The sequence below is a fragment of the Marinobacter sp. genome (assembly GCF_035268745.1).
Lineage (GTDB): Bacteria > Pseudomonadota > Gammaproteobacteria > Pseudomonadales > Oleiphilaceae > Marinobacter.
In genome coordinates this window covers 75,045-92,552 of record NZ_DATFKH010000053.1, presented here as the reverse complement: position 1 = coordinate 92,552, position 17,508 = coordinate 75,045, and the positions used below count along the sequence as shown (strand labels likewise).

Genomic DNA, 17,508 nt, shown 5'->3' with positions numbered 1-17,508 from the left:
GCAGTGTTCCTGCTCCTGTTTACCGGGTGATATGCTGATACTCACCAGCGTCGGCAGTCACGTTGCTTACCAGCACAATCGCAATGAAGGCAAGAATGAAGCCGGGAATGATCTCGTAAACTCCCGGGCCACCCATGAACGAACCATTCCAGCCCAGTGAAATCCAGATTATGACTGTGGCAGCACCAACAACCATACCTGCGATAGCACCAGCGCCGTTGGTGCGCGGCCACATCAGCGACAGGATAATCAGCGGGCCGAATGCCGAACCAAAGCCTGCCCAGGCGTTACTGACCAGAGCCAGAACCTGCGAGTCCGGATCAGAGGCAATGATTACTGCAACAATGCCAACCAACACTACGCAGACCCGGCCTACGGTCACACATTCCTTGTCAGTTGCGTCCTTACGCAGGAACAGACGGTAGAAATCTTCGGTCAGTGAGGAAGACGACACCAGCAGCTGACTGGAAATGGTACTCATCACAGCGGCAAGCAGCGCAGCGTAGAGGAAACCGGTGATCAGCGGATGGAACAGCAGGTTAGACAGAACGATAAAGATGGTTTCCGGATCCGCGACATCCATACCGTTGCGGACCGCGTAAGCGCGGCCAAAGATGCCCAGAGAAACAGCACCAATCAGGGAGATCAGCATCCAGCTCATGCCGATGTTACGGGCAATAGGCACATCTTTCAGAGTACGAATCGCCATGAATCGTACGATGATATGGGGCTGACCGAAATAACCCAGGCCCCAGGTAACCGCAGACAACCAGCCGATAAAGGTCAGTCCCTCCGTCCAGGACAACAGGGTGGGATCAACTTCATTCAGGGTCTGTGACGCCTGAGCGTAACCGCCACCACCTTCGCCAAAGAGAACAACCGCCGGCATGATGACCAGTGCCAGCATCATTATGCAGCCCTGGACAAAGTCCGTCATGCTCACAGCCAGGAAGCCACCTACAACGGTGTAGATCAGAACCACGCCCAGAGTAATGGAAATACCTGCTGCATAGTCACTCAGGCCACCAAAATTGAAGATACCGGCAAAGGCGCTTTCAAAAAGCTTGCCGCCAGCAACCAGGCCGGATGCGGTGTAAACCGCGAAAAAAATCACGATAACGATAGCTGACACCGTGCGCAGAGACAGCGCCTGGGTCGGGAACCGGTTCGCAAGGAAGGACGGAATGGTAATGGCGTTGCCATAATGAACGGTCTGTTCACGAAGACGTGGTGCGACCAGCGTCCAGTTGAAGAACGCACCGACCAGGAGGCCAATACCGATCCAGGCCGAACCCAGGCCAGATACAAACATTGCCCCGGGCAGGCCCAGCAGCAACCAGCCACTCATGTCCGAAGCACCAGCCGACAGAGCTGCTACTTTTGGACTGAGAGATCGACCACCCAACATATAGTCTTCAGATGACGACGTCGATGTGCGCATGGCATAAACACCGATGGCGATCATGAGCGCAAAGTAACCAATAAGACTAATCCAAACACCAATAGCCATGAAATTCCTCCAGTACTATGGGCCGGAATCGATTCCGACCTGTTGGTACGCTCACCGCGCCATGGCCGGCGGTCGCACTCTTTGTTTTTCTTGACTCTTTTTCCGACTCCTGCACCAGGTTTCGGACCTCACTAAATTCAGCCCCACTGCTCAGTATTTACCTCCTTACTTTTCCAGTGTTATTTGACGGCATTCCCAGCGCCTTGAGTGCTTTAATCGTGTTCCATACCCGGAGACAACAAAACGCGTTGCCTCCCACTGCCGTTTGTCTTGTTCGCTATGTTCATTATGACCTGAAGCGTAGCAGGTATTCCGGACCTACGGATCAGGCCTCGTTGTATCGGATTACCTGAAGGATAGTGCAACATCGTCATTTTTCAGGTATTTCACGAATTTAATTTTTGCGGCAGCCAGTTTGGCCGGCAACAAACCGGAGATTTTTTGCAAACCCCGGGCGCGGAGACAGTCCTGTTGGCACGTCAACGCCCGACCAGAGTTTTGAGCAGTTCTGATACACTTTCGCTGACCTGCTCTTCGGTTCGCGATGCATCTACAATGTGATAGCGCGCGGGCATCTCAGCGGCCCGCTCAAGGTAGATCTGCCGGACACGCTCGAAAAAAGCCAAGGCCTCCTGCTCGAAGCGATCCAGCCCGCCCCGGTGCCTTGCTCTTGCCATTCCGGTCGCTACCGGCGCATCCAGCAGAACCACGTGATCCGGACGTACATGCCCCTGTACCAGGGTTTCCAGCGTCTGAATGGTCTGCGCCGGGACACCACGGCCGCCGCCCTGATAGGCAAAGGTTGCATCCGTGAAACGATCACAGAGTATCCAGCGCCCGGCAGTCAGCTCGGGGAGAATGAGCGAGTGCAGGTGCTGGGCCCTTGCGGCAAACATCAGCAACAGTTCAGTAATGTCGTTCACTGGTTCTGTTCTGGGCGCCAGCAGAAGCTCGCGGATTGCTTCGGCCATCGGAGTTCCGCCGGGCTCACGGGTTACAATGACTTCCACGCCCGCTTCCCGCAGCACCATCGCGGCATTTCGCAACTGGGTGGATTTACCAACGCCCTCAGTGCCCTCAAAGGTAATGAACTGGCCCCGTGCACTCATGGTTTATCCTGCTCGCCGGGTTCACTGTCGGGCTCTGGAACCGCGACCGATGAACGGTAATCCGGGCGCCGGTTCAACTGGAACTCACGAACCGCTTGCTGATGCTCGTCCAGAGTCCTTGAAAACTTGTGAGTGCCATCTCCCCTTGCGACAAAGTAGAGGGTGTCGCCCGCTGCCGGATGCAGGGAGGCATGGATAGCCTCGCGGCCCGGCAAGGCTATGGGTGTCGGCGGCAATCCGTTGATTCTGTAGGTGTTGTAATCCGTGTAAGCGCGCAGATCCTGGCGCGTAATGCGGCCTTTATACTTATCGCCCATGCCATAGATAACGGTGGGATCAGTCTGAAGTCTCATGCCCTTGTTCAGTCGCCTGACGAATACCCCCGCCACTTCGTCGCGCTCATGGGGCGCACCGGTTTCCCGCTCGACAATCGAAGCCATGATAAGTGCCTGGTAGGGGCTGTCATAGGGCAGGTCTTCTGATCGGTTCTCCCATTCTTGCGCAAGCACCCGCTGCATTCTCGAGAAGGCGCGCCGGTAAAGATCCAGGTCCGTTTCGAGGCTGGTGTAAAGGTAGGTATCGGGGAAAAAACGACCTTCAGGGTGCATGCCTTCTGCCCCCACAGCGGCCATGATGTCGGCATCCGTCCAGTCTGCGGTAACGACCTTTTCCAGCCGCTGGTTGTCAGCGATCGCACGCCGCATGTCACTGAATGTCCAGCCTTCAATAAACTGGATCTGCCATTGCTTGGTGTCGCCGGATGCCATCTGCTGAATCATCTGGAGGTGTGACATACCATCCGTAAATTCGTACTCTCCAGCCTTAAGGCGCATCTGCTCCGGGTTCAGCCGCCCGTGAATGCGCATCCAGAGACTGTCCTCGATATATCCGGTCTGCTCCAGCGAACGCGCAACCTGGTCATACCCTGCCCCGGCTGGCACAACGAACAGCACAGGCTCCTCCAGGGAAACCGGCTGCTCAAGGGTCTGCAGCCCCTGCCAGAGCCAGATCCCCAGAGCGGAACCGACCAGCACGGCAAACGAAGCGATAATGACAAGTAACTTCTTGAACAAGCGATTTATTCCAAGGTTTCGATAGGGTCACAGATTGTCGCAAGTGCGTCGTCAACTGGCAAATCGTGGGCATCGAATGAGCGCACAGCTACGATGCCAAAAACGCTGTTCAGCAGGTACAGGCCGCGAAATCCGGGCAAAGAATCTATCGCGGTGGGCAGGGTCTGCTCTACCACCCTTTCACCGACCTTCTGCAGGCACTCGAGGACGTATTGACGCATGACTCCGGCAACGGCAATCGAACTGACCGGAGGCGTTAGCCATTCATCACCCACCCGGGCCAGCAGGTTGGTACGCGTGCCTTCCACCAGATCGCCGGTGGTATCGGACATAATCAGCTCCCACTCCTCACCGGTGAACTCGCTACTGGCCATAACCTGTTCCAGGCGATTCAGGGTTTTGATGCCTGCAAGCCGGGGATTGACCGTTAATGGAAAGCGGGAGCGCCGCACCACCACACCAGTCGGCTCGGGCATCGGAGGCATCGCGGCAGCAGCAAAAACCAGGTGTTGCTGCGCCGAGCCGGGCGGGCGATAGCCACGTCCACCGCTGCCACGGGTCAGAATCATCTTCAGGATCCAGGCATCAGTCCTGCCTGCCGGCATCAGCCGGGAAGTCGCCCGGGTCAGCTCCTGGTCAAGTTCCGCGTAGCCAACCTTGATGCCAATGCGCTCCGCATCAGACACCATTCGATTCAGGTGGTAACGGCGGAGCACAGCCTTGGGTCCACACATCCGGATGGTTTCAAACAGCCCGTCGCCATAGGCCAGGCCACGATCGGTGGCAGGCACACCTTCCCGATCCGCATAAAGGACTTTCAGCACGGCGGCAGTCAGCCCTCAAAGCGCTGGAAAATCAGCGTTCCATTGGTGCCACCAAAACCGAAGGAATTGGACAGAACGGTACGGATATCGGCTTTCCGGCTGCCGTCAGCAACGAAATCCAGGTCGCAACCGTCTTCCGGGTTTTCCAGGTTAATGGTGGGTGGCAGAACCCCGTCACGGATTGCCAGTATTGAGAAAATTGCTTCCACAGCGCCAGCCGCGCCCAACAGGTGCCCCGTCATTGATTTGGTACTGCTGACAGCCAGCCTGGAAGCATGCTGGCTGAAAACCGATTTCACGGCGGCAACTTCGGCCACGTCACCTACCTGGGTGGAGGTCCCGTGGGCATTGATGTAGTCAATATCCGCTGGTGAAAGGCCGGCATCAGCAATGGCATTAACCATTGAGCGGGCCGCACCGGCACCGTCTTGAGGTGGCGAGGTAATGTGAAAGGCGTCATCACTCATGCCGAAACCCACTACCTCGCCCAATATCGTCGCACCGCGGCGCTGCGCATGCTCGAGATCCTCCAGTACCACTACCCCCGCACCATCACTCAGCACGAAGCCATCACGCCCTTTGTCCCAGGGGCGGCTGGCTTTTTCCGGTTCGTCATTACGGGTAGACAGTGCCCGGGCCATGGAAAACGCGGCAATGGAACTGCGGGTGGTGGCCATTTCCGAGCCACCCGCCAGCATCACATCGGCGTCACCATAGGCGATGGTGCGGGCGGCATAACCAATATTATGGGTGCCGGTGGTGCAGGCAGTGACGATCGCAATATTCGGACCCTGATAGCCGAACCGGATCGCCACGTTGCCAGAGATCATATTGATCACTGACGCAGGCACGAAAAAGGGCGACACCTTTCGCGGGCCGGCATTCTCCATATTGATGATATTCTTTTCGATAAATTCCAGGCCGCCGATTCCGGACCCGATGGCTACACCCACGCGCTCCTTGTCCAGTTCGGAAAACTCGCCCAGGCCACTTGATTGAACCGCCTGTTCAGCGGCAACCAGGCCGTAATGGATAAACGCGTCCAGCTTCCTGGCATCTTTGACAGTCAGGTAGGATTCCAGGTCCAGATTACGCACAGCTCCACCGATACGGGTGCTGTATCCGGTGGTGTCGAAACGGTCGATGGCCGTTATCCCACTGCTGCCCTTGATGACGGCATCCCAGGAGGATACGACGTCATTGCCAAGGGGCGTAAGCATTCCCATGCCGGTGATCACAACCCGTCGTTTTGCCATAGTCCCTCACCTGAAGCGGCGTTACTGGTTTCAGCGTAGCCATTAAAAAAGCCGCCCAGTGCATTTTCACATGGACGGCTCTTTGCCTGGTCTACAGACTGTTCGGAGTATCAGGTGTGCGCGACGATGTAATCAATCGCATCCTGGACACTGGCCAGTTTTTCAGCTTCCTCGTCGGGAATTTCAGTTTCAAACTCTTCTTCCAGTGCCATGACGAGCTCAACGGTGTCCAGTGAGTCAGCGCCAAGATCCTCTACAAAAGAAGATGAATTCTGAACTTCGGACTCTTTAACGCCCAACTGCTCACAAACAATCTTCTTAACGCGCTCTTCAACTGTACTCATAATGTCCTCACTTTTTGTGTCAACCAGGCAACCTTGATGCTGCCAGTCTAGTTTAAACCCAACCTGCGAACAAGCAGGGATCCTTTGGTACCTTGCCCAACAAGGGCCCAGGAAATCAGCCACCCCGACAGGGTTAGCCCATGTACATGCCGCCGTTTACGTTTATTGTCTCACCTGTCACGTACGCAGCCGCATCCGAGGCCAGAAACGCAACAACCGCTGCCACTTCCTCCGGCTCACCCAGGCGACCCGCGGGTATGACTTCCATCATAGCCCCGCGTTGCTTGTCGTCCAGTTTTCGGGTCATATCCGTGTCAATAAAACCTGGAGCTACGCAGTTAGCCGTAATACCCCGGTTTGACATCTCTTTGGCCAGACTCCGGGTAAATCCTTCAATGCCAGCCTTTGCAGCACAGTAATTGGCCTGGCCGGGGTTCCCCATTCCGGCCACCACTGAACTGATATTGATAATCCGTCCCCACCGGGCCTTGGCCATGCCACGCAACACCGCCTTACTGGTGCGGTAAACGCTGGACAGATTGGTTTCGATAACCGATTCCCAGTCATCATCTTTCAGACGCATCAGCAGGTTATCCCTGGTGATGCCGGCATTATTGACCAGGATGACCGGCGCTTCCGACTGCTCGGCAACCTGCTTGAGACCGGCCTCGATGCTGGCCGGATCGGAAACGTCCATAACCAGCCCGAAGCCGCCGGATGGCTTCAGGTCTGCCGCAATCGATTCGGCACCCTGTTCACTGGTGGCCGTGCCGAAAACCGTCGCACCCTGATCTGCCAGGGCGATGGCAATCGCTTTGCCAATTCCTCGCGTGGCCCCGGTAACTAACGCAGTCTTACCTGAAAGCGACATGTTTCACTCCCCTGATCTTGCGGAAAATATGGGTACCCGATGCAGTTGCAGCTATCACAGTCGGCCATTTCATACTAGAAGGCACCAAGAGCCTTTGCCAGCGCTTCAGGATCTTCCAGACCATAGACCTGAAGGTCACGATCAATACGCTTGACCAGACCAGCAAGTACCTTGCCTGCGCCACACTCCACTGCCACGGTTACTGATTTCCCGGACATCGTGCGCACTGAATCTGTCCACAACACCGGCGAATATAACTGCCTGACCAGATTTGCCTTCAGTCTGGCGCTGTCAGTTTCCGGCTGCGCCGTGACATTCTGAACGACCGGGATGACCGCATCGCCAAACCCAACCTCATCCAGCTCTTTTGCCAGTTCTTCAGCGGCATGCTTCATCAATGCGCAATGAGACGGCACGCTGACCGGCAAAGGCATGGCCTTGCGCGCGCCTTTTGACTTGCAGGCCTCAATAGCGCGATCGACCGCGGCAGTGGAACCCGCGATCACAACCTGGCCTGGCGCGTTAAAGTTGACAGCCGATACCACATCGGATTCGGCGGCTTCCTCGCAGGCTGCTATGACCTGGGCGTCTTCCAGGCCAATGATTGCGGCCATTTTGCCAGAACCCGCCGGCACGGCGGTCTGCATCAGCTCACCGCGCAACCTGACCAGTCTGATCGCATCGAAAAAGTTCAGACTCTCGGCCGCCACCAGTGCGCTGTATTCACCCAGGCTATGGCCAGCCAGAAAATCCGGTGCGCTTCCACCTTCCTGGAACCACTGGCGCCAGAGCGCCACGCTGGCCGTCAGCATTGCGGGCTGGGTTACCGTAGTCTGGTTAAGTTCTTCCGCCGGACCCTGCTGACACAGATGCCAGAGATCATAGCCCAGCAATGCCGAGGCCTCTGCGAAGGTTTTTTCGATCATCGGCCAGCTCTCAGCCGCTTTCGCAAGCATGCCAACAGACTGGGAACCCTGGCCAGGGAAAATGAACGCTGTTTTCATAGCAAAGAGCTTACCGTTTAACCGGATGACTTGAGATTAGCCAATAGTACAACCCGCCCTGGTTGGGGGCCAATCACGAACTTCAGTATGGTGCCGACTCTAGTCGGAAATTGATGTTCCTGCCACCTGATGGCAGCGGGTTGTGCAATTATTTGCCGCCCCGAACCATGTCAGTACGTCAGATCATCGAGGCGCTCGTTAATCCGCCCCGGAACTTGCCGCTGAACTTCGCACACGGCCTGCCGGATAGCCGCGAGCATGGCCCGCTCATTGGCGTTACCGTGGCTTTTGATAACAACCCCCTGCAACCCCAGCAAACTGGCCCCGTTATGACGTGAAGGATCCATGAGACGTAACAGCCGCCCCATGATCGGCCGTGCCAGAAAACCGATGGCCCTGCCGTACAAGGTTCTGGTGAACTCCTGTTCCAGCAGCTCGATTAACAGCCCCGCCACACCCTCGCCGGTCTTGAGCGCAATATTCCCCACAAATCCGTCGCAGACCACGACATCTGCCACGTCCCGGAACAGGTCACTGCCCTCAACGTAGCCAATGTAATTAATGATGTCGCACTGGGCCAGCAGGTGAGATGCCAGTCGCACCTGCTCATTGCCCTTGATTTCCTCTTCCCCCACATTCAGCAGCGCCACCCTGGGCTCGGCCTGATCGCAGATGGCCGAGGCCATCAACGAACCCATAAGCGCATACTGGTAAAGATTTTCTGCCGAGGAATCAACGTTCGCGCCGAGATCAAGAACGTGACAGCGACCTCGCAGAGAGGGAATCAGCTTGGCGATGGCCGGACGTTCAATGCCGGGATACATACGAATAACGGAACGCCCGAAGGCCATCAGCGCTCCGGTATTACCCGCGCTTACACAGCCCTGTGCGACCTGGTCCCGCACCAGCCCCAGCGCAATCGCCATGGAGCAGTTACGTTTGTGACGGAGTGCGTGGGACGGGCGCTCATGCATACCGACCACATCCGCCGCTTCAACAATACGGATGCGCTCATGGCCCTGGCGCAACAAAGCCTCGATTTCGCTCCGGATACCCACCAGAACGATCGTCAAGGCTTCGTTTTCATTCACCGCAGACAGTGCCGCCGGGACAACCACAGAAGGCCCGCGATCCCCGCTCATGGCATCAATCGCGATGGTGACCGGTTGCACCGCTCCGCCATCCTGATCGGACATTATCGGACTCTCACGGGGACCTCGCTCGCTGACGTTTATTCGTCGCCTGCTTCAATCACCTGCTTGCCACGGTAAAAACCGTCAGGCGAAACATGATGACGGCGGTGAACTTCACCGGTGGTGGTATCGGTGGACAGTGCCGCCGTGCTCAGGGCATCGTGTGAACGACGCATACCGCGCTTTGAGCGGGTCTTTCGGTTTTTCTGTACAGCCATGGTTTTGCTCCTGACCTGGTCTTCGTATATTCGAAAAACACGTGGCCTGCCAGTTTCTGGCCACGTCGGTTTAGTGTTTCTTTTTTTTGAGGTCCGCCAGCACACTGAACGGATTATCCCCGGGTGCCTGTGCCGGCTCTTCGACCTCATCCCCGGATTCCAGACTTGCCAGAATCTCCGAGGCGACGCACTCACTCCTGTCATGCAACGGGAACGGCGGCAGAACCAGCAGCAGTTCATCTTCCGTCATTGACCACAGATCAGCGCTGAAGTCATCGGTCAGAAACGGCTCAAGCTCTTTTGGCAACTGCTGGGCCTGACGGTCACTGGTCACCAGCCCCAGGGCAAACCGGGACACCAGAGTGTAAGGCATCGGGCCCATGCACCGCTGACATTCCAGAATAACCGGTGCTTCAAGCTCGCCGGCCACCATCCGACGCCGTTCACTGTCCAGCGAGAACGACAACTTTACCCGGCACCGGCTGGTCTCTTCCAAAGCATGCACTGCATCCCTGAACCGGGACAACGCCATCAGAGGAACTTCTCCCTCCAGAACGACGGCTTGCGCCGCCAGCTTAAACGGATCGACGGATCTGGGTAGTTCGGCAATCGGCGCTTTTGACATAGGCGCGCAATTCTAGGGGCCCGGCCCGCCACTGTCAAAGATTTCCTCGGCTTTTTGGGCTGATTCAGACACACCAACCGGTGTATCCTGCAACAGCCCAACAGCAGGAGCCGACAATGGTACATCCACCCATATTACTGGCCTCATCATCACCCTATCGACAGACACTGCTGGCAAAGCTTGGCCTGCCTTTCAGAATGGCATCGCCCGATATCGATGAGTCCCCGGCCCCGGGGGAAACCGCCCGGGAGCTGGCCTTGCGGCTTGCCCGGGAAAAAGCAACAGCGCTTGCAGCTGCCTGGCCCGGCCACTGGATTATCGGCTCTGATCAGGTCGCAAGCCTGGCAGATGGCGAAAACCTGTCCAAACCCGGCAATTACGCCACGGCCTTTGACCAGCTATCCCGCAGCAGTGGCGGGACCGTTACATTTTTTACCGGCCTGGCGCTGCTGAATGCGGACACCGGCCAGCTCCAGACTCACTGCGAGATCTTCAATGCCCATTTCCGCGAACTGTCAGTGGAGGAAATTGACCACTATCTGAGAGCCGACAAGCCCTTCGATTGCGCTGGCAGCTTTAAAATGGAAGGTCTGGGCATAGCCCTGTTCGATTTTCTTGAGGGCAGAGACCCCGACAGCCTGGTCGGTCTGCCAATGATTGCGCTGACCGACATGCTGCGCAACTGGGGCCTGAACCCGCTGCTGGCCGCAAAAGCGGGCTGCTGACTCAAGGCGCGCGGCAACGCCGCAGATGCAACGTGCAGCTCGCGCAGAGGCGATTCAGGAGTTGCTAGTGTCCCTTAACGAAGTTGCAGTCGTGATTCCATCAGGTAATCGGCGATACCACTGCCAACCGAAACACCAAACTGGTCAACAATGTTCTCGAACGCTGACCTGCGGTGGCTGTAGTCTACCAGTTCCTCCTGACCGACAATCTGCCGGGCAACGTGGGACGTGCTGCCCAGTCCATCGATCAGACCCAACTCCAGTGCCTGCTCTCCGCTCCAGACCAGACCCGAAAACAGCTGCTCGTCATCCGCAAGGCGATCACCCCGACCCTCGCGAACACTTTCGATGAACTGGCGGTGGGTGGTTTCCAGCACATCCTCCCAGAATTGCACCTCCTGCTCTTCCTCGGGGGAGAAAGGATCGAGAAAGGCCTTGTTTTCGCCAGCGGTATAAAGGCGTCGGTCAATGCCGAGTTTTTCCATGGCACCGGTAAACCCGAAGCCACCGGCCACAACGCCAATCGAACCCACAAGACTGGCCTTGTCCGCGTATATTTCATCGGCAGCGGCGGCAATATAGTAGGCACCCGAGGCTCCGACATCGGAGATCACCGCGTACAGCTTTTTGTCCGGGTGCTTGTCTCTCAACCGCAGCATCTCGTCATACACATAACCGGACTGGACGGGACTGCCACCGGAACTGTTGATTCTCATGATCACAGCAACAGAATTATCGTCCTCGAATGCACGGCGCAGCGACCCGACAATGTTATCGGCACTGGCCAGTTCGTCCGCGGCAATGGTGCCCCTCACCTCAACCACTGCGGTATGTTTACCGGTAGCACCTTCAAGGCCGGATGAAATCGGAAACTGGATCATGAAAAACAGGGCGAAAAGATAGGTGAATGTCAGAAGTTTGAAAAAAATGCCCCAGCGGCGGCTTTTGCGCTGCTCCGACTGCATCGACATGACCAGTTTTTCGATGAGCTTCCAGTCCCGGGAGGACTCGGGCGGCATAGCCGGTGATCGGCGTCCGGCTTTCGGCGCTTCACCACGTTTGACCGGCTCATCGCCCCACTGCGGTTGCTGATCTGGATCCCATTCACTCATTAAAACGTCCTGCCTCTTGTTAACTGGATGCGGGGTCGGAAAAATCAGATACCGAGAACATCGCGAAGGTCCGCCACCGTGTCGACAATGGCATGAGGATCATAATGCCGGAGCACGTCGCGCTGATGCACCCCCCACTCGACTCCGATGGCAGGCATGCCGATCCGCTGCGCCATCTCCAGATCATAACGGGTGTCGCCGATCATCACCGCCTGATCCGGCCGGATCCGGTAATACTCGATAATTTCACAAAGCATGCGCGGGTCCGGCTTTGACCGGGTTTCATCGGCGCAACGGGTGGTATCAAAATGCGGACCCAGCCCACTGGAAACCAGAGCGCCATCAAGACCCCTGCGGCTTTTGCCGGTGGCCACCGAACAGCCGCGATCAGCGCCGCGGAGGTCCGTTATTACATCCGCCATTCCCGCAAACACGTTCTGGGGCGTGGTTGTTTTGGCAAAGAAGTAGCTGGCGTAACCCTCACGAATCCGCGTCATCTCGTCGTGACTGATTCCCGGGTAGAGTTTGTCCAGCGCCTCTACCATCCCGAGGCCGATAATGTCCCGGTAAGCTTCCCGCTCAAGCCGGGGGTAACCCAGATCAGTGGCTGCCTGATGCAGGCTTTCAGCGATATGCTCCACCGAATCGATCAGTGTTCCGTCCCAGTCAAAAATCACTACCTTTATGTCCATGGAATTGGTCCTGACAGATGGTCGCCACCCACGCCCGGGTGGCCTGTAAACACTCACCGGTTAGCCGGAAGTCTCGAGCCTGGCGCTCAGTTTCGCCACAATCCTGGCGAAGGCTTCATCATAAGGTGCCTCAAGGTGCATCGCCTCTCCCGTCGACGGCAGGGTGAAGTCCAGCGCCCGGGCGTGCAACATCAACCTGTCACCGCCCACGGAGCGGAACGCCTTGAGGCTGACATCATCCATATACTTGTCATCACCCGCAATCGGATGACCGGCCCAGCAACTGTGAACCCTTATCTGGTGGGTGCGGCCAGTCACGGGTGAGGCCTCAACCAGACTGTAACCGCCGAACTGCCGGAGGCAGCGGAACAGGGTCAGCGACTCCTTGCCGGCCGCATCCACCCTGACTCTCCGCTCGCCGGACCTGAGCTCAAACCGCAGCAGCGGCTCCTTGACCCTGACAAGTTCCTGACTCCACTGGCCGGAAACCAGCGCATGATAGTGCTTGCGTATCCGCTTGTGGCGCAATTCATCCTGCAGGAACCTGAGCGCCGACCGCTTTTTGGCCACCATGATCAGACCCGACGTATCGCGGTCCAGCCGATGCACCAGCTCCAGAAACCTTGCCTGCGGTCGCGCGGCACGAAGCACCTCAATCAGACCGAAATTCAGACCACTGCCACCGTGAACTGCAATACCCGAAGGTTTGTTAACCACCATCATCTGGTCATTCTCAAACACAACCGCATTTTCCATTACGCTCTGAACACGGGACCCGGGAACCACCTGATCCGGCTTTGGCTTCCGGGTAACCGGCGGAATACGAACTTCATCGCCAGCTCTCAGCCGGGTGTCCGGCCTGACCCTGCCCTTGTTTACGCGCACCTCGCCCTTGCGGATGATGCGGTAGACAATACTGCGCGGCAGGTCGCGAACCTGGGCCATCAGATAGTTATCCACTCGCTGTCCGGCGTTGTCTTCATCCACAACCACCTTCCGGACCCCTTGCCGTACCCCGGCTGCTGATCCTGAATTGGCGGCCGGTGCAGCGGGCGAGTCGGGCCCGGTTGCAGAAGAACGCCTGTGTCCTGAAGACCGTGACATATACTGCCTCTGGTGCTGAATAACATGCGGGATTGAACGGCTGGAGCAATACTGTTATATTCCGACGCTCTGCCGTTTGTCTACGGCCTGGCCAACATGCCAGCAGCCGGAGCGACAGAAGTATACCGACACTATTGAACAGTTTGAACGCCGCTGGCCCGAACATTAACCGGGCACGGCGATTGAAAATAACCTGGCGGGCTCAGGGGAATTGCCTCATAAACGATTGCCAGAGCCAGTCGGGACTTGAAACCGTACGGAAAACCGTAGGGCGACATCGCGAAAAACCTTTGCCAGCACGCAGGGCCAGGCCGTCCAGCTTACGAATACGACGTGAGACCCAAGGCGCCAGCGTGAACCTGAAAACGGATAACATGCGTCTACAGACATCGACCTCTTCCGACCCTTCCCTGCACTTATCGCAGTCGAAGCGTTGGCGGTAGACCCGGACTGACAGGAAGTTTACCTGTCAGGATCTGATCTGTCTGGCCGTCGGCCTGCTTCTCAACAGGGAGCCCCACGGCACGCACGTTCTGCTTCGCTGATCTTCGTTGATGTAGTTCCCCCGTGTTTTCTGTCATCACAAAACGACAGGAACCTTTTTTTCCCATGAAAAGAATGTTGATAAATGCAACTCACCCCGAAGAGTTGCGCGTAGCTCTGGTCGACGGACAGCGACTGTTTGATCTGGATATCGAGTCCAGCTCGCGGGAACAGAAAAAAGCCAACATCTACAAAGGCCGTATCACTCGCGTTGAACCCAGCCTTGAAGCCGCTTTTGTTGACTTCGGCGCCGAGCGTCATGGCTTCCTGCCCCTGAAAGAAATTTCCAAGGAATACTTCAAGAAGTCCCCCGGCCAGATTGAAGGCAAGGTCAACATCCGGGATGTGATCGCCGAGGGTCAGGAGGTCATCATCCAGGTGGATAAAGAAGAGCGCGGCAATAAAGGGGCTGCGCTTACAACCTTTATCTCGCTGGCGGGTCGTTATCTGGTACTGATGCCCAACAATCCGCGCGCAGGTGGTATTTCCCGCCGCATCGAAGGTGACGAGCGCGCCCACCTGAAGGAAGCCATGAGCGATGTCCATGTCCCGAAATCCATGGGAATCATCGTGCGTACCGCGGGGATCGGCCGCTCCACTGAAGAACTGCAATGGGATCTCGATTATCTGGTCCAGTTCTGGGAAGCCATCTCCCAGGCCGCCGGTGAGCGCAAGGCACCTTTCCTGATTCATCAGGAAAGTAACGTCATCATCCGGGCCGTTCGGGACTACCTGCGTCAGGACATCGGCGAAGTGCTGATAGATGCAGACACGGTTTATGAAGATGTCCTCAATTTTGTGCGGGCGGTCATGCCCACGTTTGAGAACAAAATCAAGGTTTACAAGGACGAAATCCCCCTGTTCAGCCGTTATCAGATCGAAGCGCAGATCGAGACAGCATTTCAGCGTGAAGTGAAGCTGCCGTCTGGCGGTTCCATTGTGATCGACCCCACCGAGGCGCTGGTATCCATTGATATCAACTCTTCCCGGGCAACCAAGGGCCAGGATATCGAGGAAACCGCACGCCAGACCAACCTGGAAGCGGCAGAGGAAATCGCCCGCCAGCTTCGCCTCCGGGATATGGGCGGCCTGATTGTCATCGACTTCATCGATATGACACCGGCAAAACACCAGCGGGAAGTTGAACAGAAAGTTCGCGAAGCGCTGGAAATAGACCGGGCCAGGGTGCAGGTCGGGAAAATTTCCCGCTTCGGACTGCTGGAAATGTCACGTCAGCGCCTGCGTCCGTCGCTGGGCGAGACCCGCAGCGAAGTCTGCCCCCGCTGTGAGGGGCAGGGCACCATCCGTGGTATCGAATCGCTGGCGCTCAGTATTATGCGCCTGATCTTCGAGGAGTGTTCCAAGGAAAAAACCGGCGAAGTTCGGGCAATCGTGCCGGTCGCGGTCGCCACTTTCCTGCTTAACGAAAAACGCAAGCAGCTTGCAGACATCGAAGCCCGCCAGGAAGTTCAGGTAGTGGTTGTACCGGCGCCGCATATGGAAACGCCGCATTTTGAAATCGTCCGCATGCGTGACGATGAAACCGGCGCTGAACATGTCTCGAGCTATCAGGTTGCCCAGGAATATAGCGAGCGCGAGGAGGAAATCCTGGAGGCTCCCGCAACACCGCCACCGGCCCGGGAACAGGCCGCGGTGAAAGCCATTCGTCCGGTTGCCCCGGCGCCGGCTCCGGTCCCCGCTCAGGGGCCGGCAGTGCAGGCAGATGACACCCCGAAAGAGCAGACTGAGGGCCTGTTCAGCAGACTTGGTCGCAAAATTGCCGAGTTCTTCAGTGGCGAAGAAATCATCGGCGACCCCACACCCTATCAGCAGGGCCCCGAACGCCCGCAACGGAATGACCAGCGCCGGGCGCAGGATCGTCGCAAAGCCAATGGCGCGCGGGACGATAACAGCCCGGACGATGGCGGAAACCGTTCCGGCAATGATCGGCGCCAGGGCGGCGGCCAGGCCCGCAAAGACGATAATCGCGGGCGTAACCGCGGTGACAATCGCAACCGCAACCGCAACAGCGAAACGGCTGATGGCGGCCAGAAGTCCGGTGCCGGAACCGACAACCGCAGGGAAAATGGCAGGAAAGAAGGCCAGACACCGGCACGGGGACGCGGCAGACCGCAAACCGGCGATGCCAGGGACGATAGCGATGTAACGCAATCGAAGGCTGGGGGAAAGAGCGCTGAAAAGAGTGCCGATAAGCCGCAGACTGCAGAGAAAGCGCCAGCCCGGGAAAGCGGCGTCAGCAGCCCGGAAAAATCCGATACTACCCAGGACAGAACCAGTGGCGGCGAAAAACGCCGCAAACCCCGGCGCAGCCGCAACCGTGACGGATCTGCTGCCGAAACACCGACCACAACACCTGCAGGCAGGAAAGATGCCCGCAGCGAGCGCCACCAGAAAGATACCCAGCCGGAAGAAAGTGCCGGGACCTCTGCCCGGTCAGTAACGGCTGTCGCCGCTGAAGAAGGGCCCGGAGTGGCGGCGACCCGGGAGCCTGAAGCAGCGCCTGAGCCAAAGGCAGAGGCAACGACTGAGCCAAAGGCAGAGGCAACGGCCGAAGCCGGCAGCGAACCGGCAAAGCCACGGGTAAAAGCGTCGGATATCCTGCCGGAAGCCTCACCATCTCCGGAAGAGTCGGAGTCCGTCGACGGCCATTCGCCAGAGCCCACGCCCGTGGTGTCATCGCCGGCAGTTTCCGAGCGCGCTGAGAACGACGGCAACGTGGAAAAAGGCGAAGCAGCAGGAAGTCCGGAAAGTACAGAGGATACCGGGACTGCAGAGAATCCGGAGATTGCGGAGCCTGCAGAGACAGCAGAGGCTACAGAGAATGCCGGAAACCGGCCAGAGCCTGTACCCTCCACCGACGAGCGTCGACCCTCCAGACCTCGCCGGACATCGGCCCGCAAAGCACCGCAGACAGCACCCGATCAGCCTGCGGCAGAACAAACGCCGGAGACCCGGGAACTGCAGCAGCAGCCAGAAAAGCCGGAGCCCGAAGAGTCGGCTGCGCCAGCAGAGGCGACGCCGTCAGCAGTTGAGGAATCCATCCCGGAGCCAGCAAAGCCGGAACCGGAGACGCCTCAGCCTCAGCCCGAGCCCGAGCAGTCTGCCCGGGAGGCACCGGCGAGGGAGGGAGCCAGTGCTCAACCAGTGGCGCCGGAGCAAACAGAAACAGCCGAGCCAACCGAAGCGCCGGTAACGCCAGGCCGGGCCTATAATGATCCGCGCGAGGTTCGCAAACGTCAGCGAGCGGCGGAAGAGGCCCAGAAAACCGCCGGGAGCAATTAACT

General features: G+C 57.7%; 16 protein-coding genes. 2 read left to right on the top strand and 14 right to left on the bottom strand.

Going from position 1 to position 17,508, the window contains the following annotated elements; genetic code table 11:
- Positions 1-19: 19 nt before the first annotated feature.
- From putP to VJ956_RS04485, 11 genes are all read right to left on the bottom strand, one after another.
- Positions 20-1,510 carry a sodium/proline symporter PutP gene (putP, locus tag VJ956_RS04535; protein ID WP_324082100.1) on the bottom strand — a complete coding sequence of 497 codons (1,491 nt, stop codon included), beginning with the start codon at positions 1,508-1,510 and terminating at the stop codon, positions 20-22.
- A gap of 479 nt (positions 1,511-1,989) precedes the next feature.
- Entirely contained in the window at positions 1,990-2,619 is a 630-nt protein-coding gene (tmk, locus tag VJ956_RS04530) for a dTMP kinase (RefSeq protein ID WP_324082099.1), read from the bottom strand.
- On the bottom strand, positions 2,616-3,692 hold the full coding sequence (mltG, locus tag VJ956_RS04525) for an endolytic transglycosylase MltG (RefSeq protein WP_324082098.1): 1,077 nt from the start codon (positions 3,690-3,692) through the stop codon (positions 2,616-2,618). The genes tmk and mltG overlap by 4 nt, the downstream gene beginning before the upstream one ends.
- 5 nt (positions 3,693-3,697) lie before the next feature.
- Positions 3,698-4,516, bottom strand: coding sequence for an aminodeoxychorismate lyase (gene pabC / locus VJ956_RS04520; RefSeq protein WP_324082095.1), 819 nt, complete (start codon positions 4,514-4,516; stop codon positions 3,698-3,700).
- An 8-nt stretch (positions 4,517-4,524) separates the two neighbouring features.
- Entirely contained in the window at positions 4,525-5,772 is a 1,248-nt protein-coding gene (gene fabF, locus VJ956_RS04515) for a beta-ketoacyl-ACP synthase II (RefSeq protein WP_324082093.1), read from the bottom strand.
- A 110-nt stretch (positions 5,773-5,882) separates the two neighbouring features.
- Positions 5,883-6,116, bottom strand: a complete 234-nt coding sequence (gene acpP / locus VJ956_RS04510; RefSeq protein ID WP_012136033.1) for an acyl carrier protein — start codon at positions 6,114-6,116, stop codon at positions 5,883-5,885.
- A gap of 133 nt (positions 6,117-6,249) precedes the next feature.
- Positions 6,250-6,987: a 3-oxoacyl-ACP reductase FabG gene (gene fabG, locus VJ956_RS04505; protein ID WP_324082079.1), complete on the bottom strand. Its 738-nt coding sequence runs from the start codon at positions 6,985-6,987 to the stop codon at positions 6,250-6,252.
- 74 nt (positions 6,988-7,061) lie between these two features.
- Entirely contained in the window at positions 7,062-7,991 is a 930-nt protein-coding gene (gene fabD / locus VJ956_RS04500) for an ACP S-malonyltransferase (RefSeq protein ID WP_324082077.1), read from the bottom strand.
- A gap of 170 nt (positions 7,992-8,161) precedes the next feature.
- Positions 8,162-9,187 carry a phosphate acyltransferase PlsX gene (gene plsX, locus VJ956_RS04495; protein ID WP_324082075.1) on the bottom strand — a complete coding sequence of 342 codons (1,026 nt, stop codon included), beginning with the start codon at positions 9,185-9,187 and terminating at the stop codon, positions 8,162-8,164.
- 35 nt (positions 9,188-9,222) lie between these two features.
- On the bottom strand, positions 9,223-9,402 hold the full coding sequence (gene rpmF, locus VJ956_RS04490; RefSeq protein WP_292049765.1) for a 50S ribosomal protein L32: 180 nt from the start codon (positions 9,400-9,402) through the stop codon (positions 9,223-9,225).
- A gap of 70 nt (positions 9,403-9,472) precedes the next feature.
- Positions 9,473-10,027 carry a YceD family protein gene (locus tag VJ956_RS04485; RefSeq protein WP_324082071.1) on the bottom strand — a complete coding sequence of 185 codons (555 nt, stop codon included), beginning with the start codon at positions 10,025-10,027 and terminating at the stop codon, positions 9,473-9,475.
- 116 nt (positions 10,028-10,143) lie between these two features.
- Between VJ956_RS04485 and VJ956_RS04480 the strand changes: the two genes are divergently transcribed.
- Positions 10,144-10,752 carry a Maf family protein gene (locus VJ956_RS04480; RefSeq protein ID WP_324082070.1) on the top strand — a complete coding sequence of 203 codons (609 nt, stop codon included), beginning with the start codon at positions 10,144-10,146 and terminating at the stop codon, positions 10,750-10,752.
- Positions 10,753-10,826: 74 nt separating this feature from the next.
- On the opposite strand, the gene VJ956_RS04475 is transcribed toward VJ956_RS04480, so the two are convergent.
- From VJ956_RS04475 to rluC, 3 genes are read right to left on the bottom strand one after another with little or no spacing between them, the layout of a single operon-like run.
- Positions 10,827-11,864, bottom strand: a complete 1,038-nt coding sequence (locus tag VJ956_RS04475; RefSeq protein WP_324082068.1) for a S49 family peptidase — start codon at positions 11,862-11,864, stop codon at positions 10,827-10,829.
- A gap of 44 nt (positions 11,865-11,908) precedes the next feature.
- Positions 11,909-12,556 carry an HAD-IA family hydrolase gene (locus VJ956_RS04470; protein ID WP_324082066.1) on the bottom strand — a complete coding sequence of 216 codons (648 nt, stop codon included), beginning with the start codon at positions 12,554-12,556 and terminating at the stop codon, positions 11,909-11,911.
- A gap of 60 nt (positions 12,557-12,616) precedes the next feature.
- Positions 12,617-13,660: a 23S rRNA pseudouridine(955/2504/2580) synthase RluC gene (rluC, locus tag VJ956_RS04465; protein WP_324082064.1), complete on the bottom strand. Its 1,044-nt coding sequence runs from the start codon at positions 13,658-13,660 to the stop codon at positions 12,617-12,619.
- 609 nt (positions 13,661-14,269) lie between these two features.
- Here rluC and rne point away from each other — a divergent pair.
- On the top strand, positions 14,270-17,506 hold the full coding sequence (rne, locus tag VJ956_RS04460) for a ribonuclease E (RefSeq protein WP_324082062.1): 3,237 nt from the start codon (positions 14,270-14,272) through the stop codon (positions 17,504-17,506).
- Positions 17,507-17,508 lie beyond the last annotated feature (2 nt).